This window comes from Streptomyces sp. NPDC086080 (genome assembly GCF_044540255.1).
Lineage (GTDB): Bacteria > Actinomycetota > Actinomycetes > Streptomycetales > Streptomycetaceae > Streptomyces.
This window is the reverse complement of the sequence record NZ_JBITRU010000005.1, coordinates 45528-60297: the sequence shown is the minus strand read 5'-3', so window position 1 is coordinate 60297 and position 14770 is coordinate 45528. Positions and strand designations below refer to the sequence as shown.

21 protein-coding genes are annotated in these 14770 nt (G+C 69.4%); 5 read left to right on the top strand and 16 right to left on the bottom strand.

What is annotated here, in order from left to right; translation table 11 throughout:
* Positions 1–13: 13 nt before the first annotated feature.
* Positions 14–928: a GntR family transcriptional regulator gene (locus tag ACIF9R_RS08075; RefSeq protein ID WP_399975910.1), complete on the bottom strand. Its 915-nt coding sequence runs from the start codon at positions 926–928 to the stop codon at positions 14–16.
* Between the two features lie 173 nt (positions 929–1101).
* Between ACIF9R_RS08075 and ACIF9R_RS08070 the strand changes: the two genes are divergently transcribed.
* The gene (locus ACIF9R_RS08070) at positions 1102–1287 is read left to right on the top strand and encodes a hypothetical protein (protein WP_073934300.1); all 186 of its coding nucleotides are present in this window, start codon (positions 1102–1104) and stop codon (positions 1285–1287) included.
* A 211-nt stretch (positions 1288–1498) separates the two neighbouring features.
* Here ACIF9R_RS08070 and ACIF9R_RS08065 read toward each other — a convergent pair whose 3' ends face one another.
* Together ACIF9R_RS08065 and ACIF9R_RS08060 are read right to left on the bottom strand one after the other, a co-directional pair.
* Entirely contained in the window at positions 1499–2755 is a 1257-nt protein-coding gene (locus tag ACIF9R_RS08065) for a GNAT family N-acetyltransferase (RefSeq protein ID WP_399976630.1), read from the bottom strand.
* A gap of 194 nt (positions 2756–2949) precedes the next feature.
* A complete protein-coding gene (locus ACIF9R_RS08060) occupies positions 2950–3582 on the bottom strand; it encodes an aerial mycelium formation protein (protein WP_399975907.1) in 633 nt (210 codons plus the stop codon).
* Positions 3583–3758: 176 nt separating this feature from the next.
* Here ACIF9R_RS08060 and dtd point away from each other — a divergent pair, with 176 nt between their 5' ends.
* Positions 3759–4184, top strand: a complete 426-nt coding sequence (gene dtd, locus ACIF9R_RS08055; RefSeq protein ID WP_399975905.1) for a D-aminoacyl-tRNA deacylase — start codon at positions 3759–3761, stop codon at positions 4182–4184.
* A 6-nt stretch (positions 4185–4190) separates the two neighbouring features.
* Here the strand turns inward: dtd and ACIF9R_RS08050 are convergent, their stop codons facing one another.
* The 5 genes from ACIF9R_RS08050 to ACIF9R_RS08030 form a co-directional block, all read right to left on the bottom strand.
* The gene (locus ACIF9R_RS08050; RefSeq protein ID WP_399975903.1) at positions 4191–5156 is read right to left on the bottom strand and encodes a YgfZ/GcvT domain-containing protein; all 966 of its coding nucleotides are present in this window, start codon (positions 5154–5156) and stop codon (positions 4191–4193) included.
* Positions 5157–5165: 9 nt separating this feature from the next.
* The gene (locus ACIF9R_RS08045) at positions 5166–5603 is read right to left on the bottom strand and encodes a Fur family transcriptional regulator (protein ID WP_399975901.1); all 438 of its coding nucleotides are present in this window, start codon (positions 5601–5603) and stop codon (positions 5166–5168) included.
* A 28-nt stretch (positions 5604–5631) separates the two neighbouring features.
* Entirely contained in the window at positions 5632–6294 is a 663-nt protein-coding gene (locus tag ACIF9R_RS08040; RefSeq protein ID WP_399975899.1) for a restriction endonuclease subunit S, read from the bottom strand.
* Positions 6295–6296: 2 nt separating this feature from the next.
* Entirely contained in the window at positions 6297–7859 is a 1563-nt protein-coding gene (locus ACIF9R_RS08035; protein WP_399975897.1) for an N-6 DNA methylase, read from the bottom strand.
* 108 nt (positions 7860–7967) lie between these two features.
* A complete protein-coding gene (locus ACIF9R_RS08030; RefSeq protein ID WP_399975895.1) occupies positions 7968–8666 on the bottom strand; it encodes a hypothetical protein in 699 nt (232 codons plus the stop codon).
* A 447-nt stretch (positions 8667–9113) separates the two neighbouring features.
* Here ACIF9R_RS08030 and ACIF9R_RS08025 point away from each other — a divergent pair, with 447 nt between their 5' ends.
* Complete coding sequence (locus ACIF9R_RS08025) at positions 9114–9464, top strand: DUF6247 family protein (protein ID WP_399975893.1); 351 nt, start codon at positions 9114–9116, stop codon at positions 9462–9464.
* A complete protein-coding gene (locus ACIF9R_RS08020) occupies positions 9461–9724 on the top strand; it encodes a hypothetical protein (protein ID WP_399975890.1) in 264 nt (87 codons plus the stop codon). The genes ACIF9R_RS08025 and ACIF9R_RS08020 overlap by 4 nt, the downstream gene beginning before the upstream one ends.
* 25 nt (positions 9725–9749) lie before the next feature.
* Here ACIF9R_RS08020 and ACIF9R_RS08015 read toward each other — a convergent pair whose 3' ends face one another.
* Positions 9750–10325, bottom strand: a complete 576-nt coding sequence (locus ACIF9R_RS08015) for an FABP family protein (protein ID WP_399975887.1) — start codon at positions 10323–10325, stop codon at positions 9750–9752.
* A gap of 234 nt (positions 10326–10559) precedes the next feature.
* Positions 10560–10706 (bottom strand): hypothetical protein, encoded by a 147-nt coding sequence (locus ACIF9R_RS08010; protein ID WP_399976686.1) that lies wholly within the window; start codon positions 10704–10706, stop codon positions 10560–10562.
* A 71-nt stretch (positions 10707–10777) separates the two neighbouring features.
* On the opposite strand from ACIF9R_RS08010, the gene ACIF9R_RS08005 reads away from it, so the two are divergent.
* Positions 10778–11140, top strand: a complete 363-nt coding sequence (locus ACIF9R_RS08005; protein ID WP_399975884.1) for a DsrE family protein — start codon at positions 10778–10780, stop codon at positions 11138–11140.
* On the opposite strand, the gene ACIF9R_RS08000 is transcribed toward ACIF9R_RS08005, so the two are convergent.
* The 6 genes from ACIF9R_RS08000 to ACIF9R_RS07975 form a co-directional block, all read right to left on the bottom strand.
* On the bottom strand, positions 11134–11538 hold the full coding sequence (locus ACIF9R_RS08000) for a VOC family protein (RefSeq protein ID WP_399975881.1): 405 nt from the start codon (positions 11536–11538) through the stop codon (positions 11134–11136). The genes ACIF9R_RS08005 and ACIF9R_RS08000 overlap by 7 nt on opposite strands.
* A gap of 9 nt (positions 11539–11547) precedes the next feature.
* On the bottom strand, positions 11548–11808 hold the full coding sequence (locus ACIF9R_RS07995) for a DUF3099 domain-containing protein (protein ID WP_399975878.1): 261 nt from the start codon (positions 11806–11808) through the stop codon (positions 11548–11550).
* Positions 11809–11895: 87 nt separating this feature from the next.
* Complete coding sequence (locus ACIF9R_RS07990) at positions 11896–12183, bottom strand: DUF1416 domain-containing protein (protein ID WP_040908647.1); 288 nt, start codon at positions 12181–12183, stop codon at positions 11896–11898.
* A 41-nt stretch (positions 12184–12224) separates the two neighbouring features.
* Entirely contained in the window at positions 12225–13070 is an 846-nt protein-coding gene (locus ACIF9R_RS07985) for a sulfurtransferase (RefSeq protein ID WP_399975875.1), read from the bottom strand.
* Positions 13071–13192: 122 nt separating this feature from the next.
* Positions 13193–13303, bottom strand: a complete 111-nt coding sequence (locus ACIF9R_RS07980; RefSeq protein ID WP_399975872.1) for a putative leader peptide — start codon at positions 13301–13303, stop codon at positions 13193–13195.
* Positions 13304–13500: 197 nt separating this feature from the next.
* Entirely contained in the window at positions 13501–14241 is a 741-nt protein-coding gene (locus tag ACIF9R_RS07975) for a DUF2993 domain-containing protein (protein WP_399975870.1), read from the bottom strand.
* Positions 14242–14770 lie beyond the last annotated feature (529 nt).

The following is a 14770-nucleotide window of genomic DNA, read 5'->3' as shown; positions in this document are numbered from 1 at the left end:
TCCGTGGGGGACGTCAGCTCGTGAGCACCAGCTCCGAACTGATGGTCTCCCAGAGTGCGTTGAACCACAGCTGCGACTGCTCCACGAACGTGGTGTCCCGCAGGCCGGGGCCCTGTTCGAAGGCGAAGAGCATGGACCGTATGCCCTGCGCGTCGTACATCTCCAGACTCTGCTGATCGATCTGTGTCTCGCTGCGGGCCAGCGTGTAGTAGGCGAACAGTGCTTCCACGTTGTTCAGCAGATACAGCTTCACCGGTGGGGTGAAGGGCAGCGCGCGGAACCGCACCCGTACGTCGATGCCGTGCGTCGCGCGCAGTGCCTGCAGGTTGTGCCGGAGCACCTGACCCTGGGCGTTGCGCATGGACAACCACCGCTCGTGCACCGGCCCTTCGGCGCCGTCGCTGCCCCCGACCGGCACCGGGAAGGCCAGGTCGATCTCCCGGCTGGGCAGCAGCACCCGGACGTCGACCTTGGCCGGTTTCAGTCGCCCCGCGTGGATCTGGCGCAACGGCTCTCCCATGGCGAGGGTGAGGGAGATGGAGGTCAGGCAGACGGCGTCGATCTCGACGTGCTCGGCCTCGAAGGCCGCGGCGATCCGGGGTGCGAGCCCCACCGTGGTGGGCAGCGGCGGTGCCGCGGGGCCGGTCGGGGTGCTGCCGAACCGGTCGGCCACGGTCGCCGGGGCGCCCTTGGAGACATTGGTGAGCAACTGCTCGGACTGCAGAATGCGCAGCGCCCGGCGTATCGCGGGGCGCTCCACGCCGAACTCGGCGGCGAGCCGGGCCTGGGTGGGCATGCGCTGGCCCGGCCGCAGCGCACCGGTCCGGATCCGTGCGCGCAGCTCGTCGGCCACCTCTTGAGGCGTTCTCCGTGGCCGCTGCGATTTCTCCCGCCCATTGACGGGGGCATGTTCCGGGTCCACAGCCAAACCCTACAACTTCTCGCCATCTTCGGGCAGTTCAGCAGAGGATGGTTATAAGCCTCTTCCAAGAGGAGATAACTAACTACAAATTGGTCACCAACTCGCGCAACCTGGTCGACTCACTGAGGGGTTGGCTTACCAGGGTGGCGGTTGAGGGCCATGGACAGAGGGGGACCGCAATGCCGCTCATCGCCATCGTCCTCGCCGCCCTGGCCATCGGATTCGAGCAGCTCGTCCAGTGGAAATACGGGCCGATGGGGATCATCGCCTTCGTCGCCCTCACCGTGGGCATCAAGGCACGGAACACCATGATCAGCGGCATCGGCGCGGTCATCCTCGTGATGCTGCTCGCCCAGTCCGGCTGACAGCACCGCACAGACCACTGACCGGGCTCCCTTCCGGAGGGGAGCCGGGAGCCCGTCAGGAGGGCACCACCCGCACCAGCACCACCCGCACCATCTGCATCACCAGCACCGTCTGCACAACAACCACAACTGAACAGCTCGCTACGGATGAGTGCTCACCCGCCGTCGGCGGAAGGAGGAAGCAGCAGGGGCGCGCACAGGGACACCGCGCTCAGAAGATGTCCGGGCACCACGGTCGCCTGGACGTACGCAGCAGGGCGTCGGCCTGACGGGCGGCGCCCGCTCGTTCTTCCCGCACCCGGCCCAGCGCCGCCAGCCGCACCGCCGACTCGTCCCCCAGCCACAGCACGGCCAGCTCGGCGACGTCCAGCGTCAGATCGGCGCCCTCGGTGGTCGGCACACAGGACCCGGCCCCGTCCGCCGACGCCTCCAGCCGGTACCGGCCCCCGGCGAGCCCAGCGCCGTCGGCCACCTCCAGTACCAGCGACCCCGCCGCCTCGTACGTCCGCGCCTCCAGGGCCCGTACGACATCCAGGATCCGCACCCACAGCCAGTCCGCCTGTGTGGTGACGGCGGCGGCCCGCGGGTCGGGCAGGAAGTGCGGGAGCAGATCGTCGGGGGCCCGCCAGCCGCTCTTCACCCTCACCACCCAGTCGATCGAGCACAGGTAGTGCCACAGCGCCCGCTCCGCGGCCGGGGTCACCCCGATCAGCCACTTCACCCGGGCCGTGTTCAACGGCTGCTTGGCATCACCCCAGTTGTCGTCCGCCGTGTAGGCCACCATGCCCTCGACCTCGCCGCCGGCCGAGCGGTACACGGCGTAGAAGGGCTCGTGGAAGCTCGTATGGAAGCGCACGGCCCCGGTGGTGAGCTTCCACCACAGGTCGTCGCGGCTCACGGCACCCGGCTGCGCCCGCCACAGGCGTCGGTGCAGTTCGGGACCCAGCTTGCGGACGTCCTCCCCGTCCACCAGGTCGATCCGCCCGCCGTCCCCCGGTCCGGACCGGCGCGGGTCGAGGCCGGCGCGCGGCACGTCGACCGTCCACTCGGCCGCCGAGGTGGCGGGGCCGAAGCCGTAGCGCCCGTAGATGGGGTACTCGGCGGCGATCAGCGTGGCGACGACGTCCCCGCGCTCCTTGGCGGCCGCGAGGTCCCGCGTCATCATCCGGCTGAGCAGGCCGCGTCGCCGATGGGTGGGGGAGACCGTGACGTTGGTGACGGCGTCGGCGGGGACGGCCGCCCCGCCGACCACCGTGAGCTCCTGCGCGAAGGAACGGAACGTCGCTACACACCGCCCGCCGTCGAAGGCCCCCACCGTACGGCCGGGCGTGAGCTGCGCCCGGCGCGCGTCGACGACCTCGTCGGGCAGGGTGGGTTCCTGCAGGAAACCGATGCTCATCGCCCGGGTCCAGTCGGCGAACTCGGACTCGGTGATGGGGCGTACGTCGATGGCGTCACGGGAGGTCATGGGCTCACGGGAGGTCATGGGCTCACGGTAGGTCGGCCGCACGACAGGTGTCGACGAGGTTTCCCGGGGCCCGGTGAGGCCCTGGCCGGGCGCCGGTCAGGCGCCGGACGGATCCCGGTCGAGCCCCGGGCGATCCCGGTCAAGCCCCGGTAGGGAACCAGGCAAGGCCCCGCCGCCCCCGTCCCGCCGGGACGTCACGCCAGCAGGTCGTCGACCTGGGCCTCCCCGTCCCGGTACCGGCGCGTGATCTCCGCGCCGCACTCGTCCGCCGTACGCTGCAGCCGCTGCCGCCGCCGGGACACCTGCTGCTCGTACCGCACCAGCCGCCCCATCGCGGCGTGCAGTTCCCCGTCCGTCCGGGCGCCGAGATCCGACAGCTCCACCTCGGCGAGCATCTCGGCCGCCAGCCGCCGGTATTCCTCGCTCTGCGGCGTCCCCAGCGTCACATGACGGGCGGAGGAACGGTACCGGGCCGGGCCGTCCCGCAGGATCTCCGACAACCGCTCCACGACGGACGCGTCCCCCGCCGTGACGACGTGGGGCACGCCCTTCGGGACCCGCCGGGCCAGCTCCGCCCGCAGGATGTCGATCCGCCCCTGGAGCAGGCGCCGTACATAGCTCAGGTCGGCCTCGTCCCGCTGTGCGTCACGGCGCACCGCGCGCAGCTCCGGCAGACCGATCGCGGTCACATCGGCCGCTCGCCCTTCCTCGGACAGCACCGGACTGTCGGTGCGCTGTGTGGGCGGTCGGCGGAACTCCCGCTCCCCGATGCCCGCTCGGTCCAACGGAACTGCCGCAGGCGACTGCCCGGCTCCCGGTGTGCTCATGTCCCTCAACCGTCCCTCGACCGGCGTGTGGCAGCATCGTGCCACCCCGAGCGGCCGCTATGTGAGCGAGTGTCCCCGATCCGCCCCAGATGGGCGCTAAGGAGTAAAAATAGCCCGACCGGGGGGCGGCGCGGGCCGGGGTCGGGCGGCTGTTCGCCGACCGGCATCATGGACGTATGCGAGCAGTGGTGCAGAGGGTCGACGGCGCAAGCGTCGTGGTGGACGGCGAGACGGTGGGCGCGATCGAGGGCGAGGGCCTGTGTGTCCTCATCGGTGTCACCCACGAGGACACCAAGGAGAAGGCGGCCCAGCTCGCCCGCAAGCTCTGGTCCATCCGGATGCTCCAGGACGAGAAGTCGTGCAGTGACATCGACGCCCCGCTCCTGGTGATCAGCCAGTTCACCCTCTACGGCGACGCCCGCAAGGGCCGCCGCCCCACCTGGAACGCCGCCGCCCCCGGCGACCTCGCCGAACCACTGGTCGACGAGGTCGTCGCGCAGCTGCGTGCGCTGGGCGCGACGGTGGCGACGGGCCGCTTCGGCGCGCGGATGCGGGTGTCGCTGACCAACGACGGCCCGTTCACCGTCCTGCTGGAGATCTGACCTGGCTCAGGGCTCGACGACGGTCTCCTGCGCGGCCGCGGTGTCCCCGGCGAGCAGCCGCGCGTCCACCGGCACGTTCCGCTTCACCAGCGCCAGCGCCACCGGACCCAGTTCGTGATGCCGTACGGACGTCGTGACGAAGCCGATCTTCCGCCCGTCCGGACCGTCGTCCGCCAGCCGGAGCTCGGTTCCCGGTGCCGGAAGGTGCACCTCGCTGCCGTCCAGGTGCAGGAACACCAGCCGCCGCGGCGGCTTGCCCAGGTTCTGCACCCGGGCGACCGTCTCCTGCCCCCGGTAGCAGCCCTTCTGCAGATGCACGGCGCCGCCGATCCAGCCCAGCTCGTGCGGGATGGTGCGGTGATCGGTCTCGAACCCGAGCCGCGGCCGCTGCTGCTCGACCCGCAGCGCCTCGTACGCGAGCAGTCCGGCGGGCGGTCCCGCCTTCTCCGCGTACGACTCCAGCTCGCCCCGGGGCAGGAACAGATCCCGTCCGTACGGGGTCTCGCGGACGGCGACGCCCTCGGGCACCTCTGCGATGGACCCGGCCGGCAGATGCACCACCGCGATGTCGGCGGTCCGGTCGGCGACCTCGACCCGGTAGAAGAACTTCATCGACTCCAGATACGCGATCAGCGCGTCCTGGGTGCCGGGCTCGACATGCGCCCAGACCGTCTCGCCGTCGTCGACCAGGTAGAGCGCGTGCTCGATGTGGCCGTGGGCGGAGAGGATCAGGGCCTCGGTGGCCTGGTGCGGCGGCAGGTCGCTGACATGCTGGGTGAGCAGCAGATGCAGCCAGGCCAGCCGCTCCGGCCCGGTGACGGTGACGACCCCGCGGTGGGACAGGTCGACGAAACCGGTGCCGTCGGCGAGGGCGCGCTGCTCACGGAACAGGTCGCCGTAGTGGGCGGCCACGCCTTCGTCCACGCCCTCGGCGGGGACGGCGCCGGGCAGGGTCAGCAGGGGGCTCTTCATATGCCAAGCCTACGACTCGGCTCCCGAGGCCTTCCGGGCGCAGTCCTCGCACCGGCCGAAGATCGCGAAGTGCTTCATGTCGGTGTCGAAACCGAAGGTGTCCCGCAGCTTCGCCGTGAACTCGGCGGCCACCCCGACGTCCGCCTCGATGACGTTCGTGCAGTCGCGGCAGACCAGGTGCAGATGGTGGTGCCGGTCCGCGAGGTGGTAGGTCGGGGCGCCATGCCCGAGGTGGGCGTGGCTGACCAGCTCCAGCTCCTCCAGCAGCTCCAGGGTGCGGTACACGGTGGAGATGTTGACCCCCGACGCCGTCTTCCGCACTTCCGCCAGGATGGCGTCGGGGGTCGCGTGCTCCAGGGTGTCCACGGCTTCGAGCACGAGTTGGCGCTGCGGCGTCAGCCGGTAGCCGCGCTGCCTGAGATCGCTCTTCCAGTCGGTGCTCACCACACCACGAGTCTAGGCGCTGCGGCCCTCGTCACGGTGCGGCGGTGAACGTTCCCGTCAACAACGCTTCCGCGAGTGTGCGACGGTACTCGCCGGTCACCCGGGCGATCTCGCTGTGCGCCCGGACCTTCTCGTCGAGCGCGGCCAGGGTCGCACCGATGGTCCGCTGTTCTGCTTCCGGTGGCAGGAGTACGGGCAGCTCACCCAACGTCCGGGTTCTCACCGACGGGATCACCGACCCGGCCGCCCGGCTGCGAATCCAGTCCTGGGCCGCCTCCGAGCCCAGGTACGCCGCCAGGTACGCCGCCTGAGCCGGTCCTTGGACCGCAAGCCGTAGCCTCACCAAGCCATGGTGATACAGCCAGCCGGCGTGCTCACCGGTCACCAGCGCGAGCCGTCCCGCCGTACCCGTCCGCGCGATGAGGATGTCGCCCTCCTGGAGCAAGTACTTCTCCAGTGTCCGAGCCCGTTCCCAGGGCATTGCGGGCACGGCGGCGGGGTCCGCGGTGATGACGCGGTTTCCGCGCAGATCACGCGGCAGCACGATCGGTACACCCCCGTCGGCTTGTGTCCGCCCTTTGTCCACGGGCCGTACCGCCGGGCCGGCCTGAACGGACTCGCACAGGTCCGTCAGCTGACTGCGGCTCCAGCCGCGCGGCACGAAGCGGTCCGGCGAGGTACTGCTGTCAGCCATCATCACAGGTCATACCTTCCGAGCTGCCGATTCACCTCGGCCTGGACGCTCTCCGCCCACGCGTGCAGGTGGTCGAGCTCACCGGCCAGTTCGCCGAGCCGGTGCCGTACCTCTGCCGGATCGGTCACAGGGAACGGGGCCGTCCCCGTCGGGCGCACGTACAACACAGGTTCCAGACTGTTGTCGTGCGCGGCGATCTCCGCAGGTGTCGCCACCTTGCTCAGTCCGGGTGTCCCGGCGTGGTCGCGCCCGGCTGCCGCCGCACACCATGAGCTGTACTCCCGAACCAGTCGTGCGATGTCGTCGTCCCTCAGGGCGCGCCGAGTCCGCGTGACGCTTTGCCCGAGGCCGGCACCCGCTACGAACAGCACGTTGCCTGCCGACGCGCCGGGGACATCCGGAGCCCGCAGGAACCAGATGTGTGTCCTGATCGCCGTGCGCTCGAAGAGCTGGGCGGGCAGCTCCATGACGCATTCGACAGCCCCGTTCTCCACCAGTCCTGTCCTGACCGCTCGAGCCGCTCCCGCGTTGAAGGCCGCGCCTGCGGGCATCAGCACGGCGGCCCGGCCACGTGGCGTGAGGCGGGAAGCGGCGTACTGGAGCCAGTCAAACTCGGTGCGACGGGCACGACCGTACTTCCAGTACGAAGGCGGGGGCACGTCGTCGGGCAGGCGCCCACCGAAGGGCGGATTGGTGATCACCGTGTCGAAGGAACCGGGCGGGTCCACCGGTCCTGTCGCGGGGGTGAACGGCCCCTCGGCGAGCTCCACGAGTTCCGGCTCCGCGCCATGTACACAGAGGTTCATGTTGACGTTGCGCAGGTCGCGTTCGTGGAGCACCCGGCCGCTGGCACCGCGTGTCTCCGAGCCCTGGGCTGCAGCGGCGTCCAGGTAGGCGGTGAGCAATTCTCCAGTCCGGCAGTACGGGTCGTGCGGCATCGACGCCACGGGCTGTACGGCGGCCAGAGCACCGGCCATGGTCCGGCTGACGGACGGCGGAGTGAGGAAGTCGCCGCCTTCGCGTGCGTCGGCATCGCGCAGGAGCCCGAGCACCAGGTCGAACGCCTGGCGGGCCTCCTCGGGAGAGCCAGGAGGGCTGTGGTCGATGAGTTCCTGAAACCCGTCCGGCAGCGAGCGAGGATACTTCTCCTCCGGCACCGCGCATTCATGCGCGAACCGGTCGAAGTCTCTCCGCCCAGCAGCCCCTCCGTCGGCTTCGACGATCGCGCAGTAGACGAAGTAGAGCAGCCACTCGAGATACACCTTCAAAGGAACTGGCCCACGCACCCGTTCCATGGCGGAACCCGTGAGCCCTCTGACCGCCGCGAGCAGTCCTCCGGCACTTCCACCCGCCAAGCCGGTACGGAACCGGTCGCCGTACGTGGTACCCGCCGGCTCGCCGGGGCGCCGCGCGTTGGCGGGCACGGTACGGACGGACAGCCAGGCCAGAACCTCGTCCGCGCGAAACCGCTCAGGTTCGGCGCCTGCCTGCCGGACAGCCGGAGCGGGATAGTCCGGGTGACGTCGCTCCCAGTTGCTGACCGCAGGACGTTCCACCCCTGCCATGCGCGCGATGGCAGACCGGGACACGAGCACACCCGCGAACTCTTTGTCACCGCTCTCATCGGGCCGCGAGTCGAAGTCTGACACAGCATCTCCTGAGGGTCCCGGCGGTCAGAACTGAGGTGGTCTGGTGCCGCGAAGGGCGTCTCCCCGGTTGGCAAGCACCTCTGGGAACCGGTCCATGACCTGCATCTCCTTGGCCAACTCGGGACTGAGGTAGCCGAGCACACGGTAGATCGTGCGGTGGCCTTCCGCTGGGTCCAGGTGCTGCCAACGAGGGCACCTGGATCGGCATCGGTGATCGACCGGCTCATGGTGCATGACCCTGTTACGGAGCCAGCACAGTGCCTGCAGGCTACGGTGCAGGTCCTTCCGTGGCCCGGAGTAGTGTGGAAACGCCTTGTGTGTGGCAGCCACCCAGAACCCTCGGTCGTAGCCCGGGGTGCTGCTCACCAACGAGACCCAGAAGCCGAAGGTCAATTCGGCGACGATGCTGCCCACAGGCGCCGGAGCCGTGCCGGTCTTCTCCACTTTCTCGCGCGCAGCATCGACAAGCCGAAGGCCATTCCGATTTAACGGAGCACTCACCCACCAGTCCGGTCTGCCATGCTGTCGCGCAAGCACGTCATGAAGGGCGTTGCGCAAAGTAACCTCCAGGCAGTGCAGCGGTCCGTACAGGGCTGCTGACGCCTCCAGATTCCACCAGTACAGACGCATCGCCACCTGGGGGTCGCCTCCCGCCGCCCCCAAATAGGCGGTCATCCGCGGTTTCGAAAAGGCCCGCACCATCCATTCCGGCAGATCACTCACCGTGTTCCCCCCTCCACTCACCCGTGACACGCGGCACTGCCCCCTTCGGGAGCGCCGTGCTAACGTCGTATGCGTACGCCCTGGGTCCGCCTCTGCATCGCAAGCCGCCCGGAGCACAGTAGGTATCCGGGAGCCCCGGCTGCAGCCGTATTGCAGCCGGGGCTCTCCCTGTAGACGCGCGGATTCAGCATGCGCCCCCGACGCCATCGCCACTCTAGCCACAGACACCCCTTCCCTGCAAGCGCATTGCAGTGCGCTTGAAACTGTTAAGGCAGGAAGGGGTTAACAAAAACCAAGCGCTCATCGCGATCACCAATTGGCGCCACCCTCAAATTGGTGGACACCCCCCTCAGCCAGTGCCCGAGGCATCTCTCACGCGATGCCCCGAACATCGCCGAGGTCGGTACCGTCGTCAGCAGCACCGGCTCTTGACCCGGAGGACTCTCCATGACCGCTCACCGCCCGGAACCACTCACCGAACCCATCGCCCCCATGCCCGCTCTCACCCCCGAGGCGCTCCGTACTGCGGTCGAGAGGCTGACGCCGAGCCGGGTACCCGCATTCGTTCAGGACCTCGTCGAGGCGACGACCAACGCGCAGCAGGCGCAGTCCCTCGCGCCTCTGCGTACCTTCGTCCACACCTGGGGGGTGTTCGTCGCGATCCAGCGCCGGCCGTCCCGCGCCGCACGCCTGCGTCACCTGGAAGACATGGTGAGCGCGGGTGCGGACGATCCGGCGGACGCCATCGCCGAGATTCGGCAGATCCACGCTGAGGCAGAGGCGGAGGCCGGCCTGTGAGCGACTGGAAGTGGGACTACAACCCGAGCGAGGAGTACCTCACGGCGGGTCTGCCCGTGGGCGTCGTGGCCGAGGTGGAGCGCATCGCCACCGAACTCGCCGACCTCGGCCGCGATGCCGAGACCGCGGGCAGTCGGCCGGAGGGGAAGCCCGGCGGGTTACGGAACTTCCCCATCTTCGGCGGACGTGGCTTCATCCAGTTCCTGGCGGTCCCCCGGCACGAGTGCGTCTACATCTGCGCCATCGTCTGGAGCGGGTGAGCCAGGCGAACAAGGAAGTGGGGAACTACTTGAAGAAGGCGATCCCGTCGTCCGGCATGTCGTCCGGCAGGGCCTTGGCCCAGCGCTCGACCTCCTCCGGCGTGACGACCTTCTTCAGGTGCGCCGACATGTAGGGGCGCAGCTCGACCTCGGGGGTCTGCTTCTCGCCGACCCACATCAGGTCGCTCTTGACGTAGCCGTACAGCCGCTTGCCGCCGCTGTAGGGGCCCGAGGCGGCGGTGCGCGCCACCGCGTCCGTGACCAGGTCGATCTGCGGCTTCTGGTCGGCCAGCTCGCCGTACCAGATCTCGACGACGCCGTCGTCGCGGGTCATCGTCACCTCGACCTTGCGGTCGGCGTCGATCCGCCAGAAGCCGTGCTCGGACTCCAGCGGCCGGACCTTGTTGCCGTCGTTGTCCAGCACCCAGGTACGGGAGGCGTACTCCAGGAAGTCCCGGCCGTCGTGGGTGAAGCTGACCTCCTGGCCGAAGTTGCACTTCTCGGCACCGGGGAAGTCGTGCACGCCCGCGCCCGCCCAGTCACCGAGCAGGAAGGCGAGCGGGACGAGGTCCTTGTGCAGGTCGGACGGGATCTCGATCATGAGCGGTACTTCCTGGCGTCGGTGATCAGCGCTGGCCCTGGTACAGCTTCTTCACGGTCAGCCCGGCGAAGGCGAGAACGCCGACGGCGACCAGGACCAGCAGGGCTTCGAAGAAGATAACCACGAGGTGCTCCTTGAGCGGGGGGGGTGCGAGGGTGTGTGCACGGGGCCGGACCCCAGCTTACGCGGCCGGGGCCGGCCCCCGTCGTGCGAGGTCCTGCCCCGCCGCGCACCTCAGCCCAGCAGCTGGCTCTGCAGCACCACCGTCTGCTGGAACGGCACCGCGTGGGCGGTCCCCTTCCGGGACTGCAGCACCACGGCGAGCACGTCGCCGGCGGCGAGGTAGGCGTACCGCTCCCGCTCCCACATCGAAGCGAGCATTCCGAGTCCGCGCGCACAGGAGACCCGCAGCCGGCGACCGAGGTTGTGGCGATCTTGATTACGATTCGGTCATGGCCAAGAAGCTTGTGATCAAGGTGACCGCGGGAACCGACGCACCCGAACGCTGTTCGCAGGCGTTCACGGTGGCGGCGGTGGCCGCGGCCAGCGGTGTCGAGGTCTCCCTGTGGCTCACCGGGGAGTCCGCGTGGTTCGCGCTGCCCGACCGTGCCGCCGAGTTCGAGCTGCCGCACTCCGCCCCGCTGCCCGATCTGCTGGACTCGATCCTGGCGAGCGGCCGGGTGACCCTGTGCACCCAGTGCGCGGCCCGCCGCGACATCACGGAGAAGGACGTCCTGGAGGGCGTACGCATCGCCGGCGCGCAGGTCTTCGTACAGGAGGCCATGACGGACGGCACCCAGGCTCTCGTCTACTGAGCACCCCGCACCCACAGACAGAACGGATGCCCGGAAGGGTCGAGCAGCACGCGCACGTCGTCCTGCGGCTGATCGTCGGCGAGCGTCGCCCCCTCCGCCACCGCGCGGGCCGTCCCTGCCTCCAGGTCGTCGACCTCGACGTCGAGGTGGAGCATCATCTGCTGATCGCCGGCTTTCCGCGTGGGCCAGACCGGCGGGACGTACTCGGGCTCGGTCTCGAAGGCGAGCGCCGTGCCCGCGGCCCCGTCCGGCGGTCCGATGAGCACCCAGTGGGACTCCTCGGCGCGCACCGCGTAGTTGAGAAGCCGTGCGTAGAAGTGAGCCAGCTCGTGCGCGTCACGCGCGTCGAGCACTACGGTGGACAGTCTTGCCGACGGCGGCACGGACGCTGAGGACATGCCCCCTTCCTAACGGGGGCGCTTCTTGCCGTCCAGTTCGTCCCACCACTCGTCGGACTGCGGGTCGCCGGAGGGGTCGTCCCACCAGCGGTCCTCGGGGCCGCGCCGGTTGGCGACCACCGCGGCGAGCGGCGGGATGACCATGGCGACCAGGCACATCGCCACGGCGGCCGGCGTCGACCAGAGCCGCACCACACCCCACGCCAGGACGAACAGCCCGATACAGGCGCCCATCATGACGAAGTAGGCATGCCGCCTGCGCGCGTACATACGCCCAGCGTAGGTCCGCGGACGCCGAAGGGCCGCATCCCGGGCGTCCAACCCGTGGGATGCGGCCCTTGCGCCGTGCTCGTGTCCTCAGACCGCGATCGCGACCTCGGCCAGACCGCCCTGCTGGGCGACGACCGTGCGGTCGGCGGTGCCACCGGGCACCAGCGCGCGGACGGTCCAGGTGCCCTCCGCCGCGTAGAAACGGAACTGACCGGTGGCGGAGGTCGGGACCTCCGCGGTGAACTCGCCGGTCGAGTCCAGCAGACGGACGTAGCCCGTCACCGGCTCGCCGTCACGGGTCACGGAACCCTGGATGGTGGTCTCACCGGGCTTGATCGTCGAGGCGTCCGGGCCGCCGGCCTTCGCACCGCACATGTCGTACTCCTGAGGGGGTCTGGAAAGGTCGGTGGTGGGGATTACTTGGCCGGGCCGAGCTCGATCGGCACGCCGACGAGCGAGCCGTACTCGGTCCAGGAGCCGTCGTAGTTCTTGACGTTCTCGACACCGAGCAGCTCGTGCAGCACGAACCAGGTCAGCGCGGAGCGCTCACCGATGCGGCACAGGGCGATGGTGTCCTTGGACAGGTCGACCCGCTCGTCCTCGTAGAGCGCCTTGAGCTCGTCGTCGGACTTGAAGGTGCCGTCGTCGTTGGCGTTCTTGGACCACGGGATGTTGCGGGAGCTCGGCACGTGGCCGGGACGCTGCGACTGCTCCTGCGGCAGGTGGGCCGGGGCGAGCAGCTTGCCGGAGAACTCGTCGGGCGAGCGCACGTCGACGATGTTCTGGTTGCCGATGGCGGCCACGACGTCGTCGCGGAAGGCGCGGATGGACGCGTCCTGCGGCTTGGCCTTGTAGTCGGTCTTCCGGCGCTCCGGCACCTCGTCACCGGGGACCAGCTCGCGGGCGTCCAGCTCCCACTTCTTGCGGCCGCCGTCGAGCAGCTTGACGCTGTCGTGGCCGTACAGCTTGAAGTACCAGTAGGCGTACGACGCGAACCAGTTGTTGTTGCCGCCGTACAGCACGACCGTGTGGTCGTTGCCGATGCCTCGGTCCGACAGCAGCTTCTCGAAGCCCGCCTGGTCGACGAAGTCACGGCGGACCGGGTCCTGAAGGTCCTTCGTCCAGTCGATCCGGATGGCGTTCTTGATGTGGTTCTTCTCGTAGGCGGACGTGTCCTCGTCCACCTCGACGATGGCGATGGTCGGGTCGTCCAGGTGCTCCTGGAGCCAGTCTGCGTCGACCAGGACGTCGCTGCGGCTCATGCTGTTCTCCTCCGGGGCAGTTGCGGCGGGGCGTGCGAACAAGAGGGTGCGCGCCCAGGGCGGGCAGGCGCACGGATGCCCTCAGCGGGGCGGGGTGAGAATGCGGACGTCGACGCGTCCGCTCAGAAAGTGCGACAGAGCATGGCGGCGACGCGGCAGAGGTCCACTGCCCGCCGCTTCGTGAGATCCGCCCGTCCACGCGACTGGAGGACGACGTGTGTCTGCCACTGCATGGGGTCGATCGTAGGGACGACAGGGCAGGTGTGTCACCGGCGTGTCGCATGCTGAGACGAGATCGTCCGCCATCCGGGACGTCTGCCCCGGGAAGTCGCTCCCCGGCCGCCCCGGCCCCCGGCCGCCCGCCCCTCACATCTGGATGACGGACATCGCCGTCTCGCCTGGCGGACAGGACTCCCGGCCGAAACGATCCCTACCCGACCAGACGGACGTCGGAACCCTTCACCATGATGTCCACGCCGTTCTCGCCCGCCTCGACCTTGTCCAGCCGGATCCCGCCGGGCAGTCCGTCGATGCGCTGCTCGAAGTCCGTGATCCGCCGCAGCCGCGACTCGGCGAGCGCGACCCCTCCGAACTCGGGCAGGGCGTCGGCCTTGACCCGCACGGTGTTGCCGTCCACCACCGTCACCGAGCTCAGCACGGAGACCGGCTCAGGGAGTTTGTTGCCGAGCACGGTGGCCTCCACGGTGACCTCGATCTTCCCGTTTCCTCCGTCGGAGAGGCCGATGACCTCGGCGGTGACACCGGGGGCCACCTGGGTGGACTCGGACTTCGCCTTCTTCAGCAGCTCGGCGTAGGCGACGGTCGCCGTCCCGGTGGCGCTGTCGGCCACGGCGGAGCTGAAGTCGCTGGAGAACTCGACGCCCGTCATGTCGGCGCGCAGATCACCGATACGGATCTTCTCGGCACCGTCGCCGGTGTTGGCCTCGTACCCCTCGATGCCGACCTCCACCGCGTCGAGGGAGCCGCCGGCCACCTGGGTGAGGAAGGGGAAGCCCTTGATGGACACGTCGGGGGTGGACGCGAGATTCTCGTTCGCCTTCAGGCGGTCCGCCGCCTCGCCCTCGGCGACATTGACCGCGATGCGATCCGCGATCACGAAGATTCCGCCCAGGATCACGAGGACGATGAGCAGTATTCGCAGTGCACGCATGCGGTGTTTCCCCCACCTGGGCTGTTGACGACGGCGTTCCGCAGGACGACCGGGTGGCCGTCCTGCGCGAGCGTAACGCGCAGGTGTGTGTCAGCCGCGGGAAACTGTCGATCACTCTTGAATCCTCCCCCAGCTGAAGCAGGGGGATTCCTGGCTCACGCCGCCTGCGGGTCAGCGACCCGACAGGTCTTCCACGATCAGCACCAGCCGGGTTGAAACCAGCCCGGGGTCATACGGCAAAGCTCGGAGGTGCATGTGCTGTCTTGGCTCTCGATCAGCACGACGTACGCGCTTGGTTCTCGCAACGTACGGCGTGCAGTTCACCCGGCCGGGTGGGCGGTCTTTCGCCCTGACGGCAAAACCCCGTTTCCTGCCCTGCTTCGCAGGGGTCCGATTCTCCCCCGCAAGCGGGAGGTACCCCCACCCCGGCCTGAAGGCCGGGGCATCCTCGGGGGAGCCAGGTGACAGGAGAGCCCGTTCGCGGGGGCACGGGCGCGCGGGACGACCCCGGGGGCGGGGGGTACGGCCC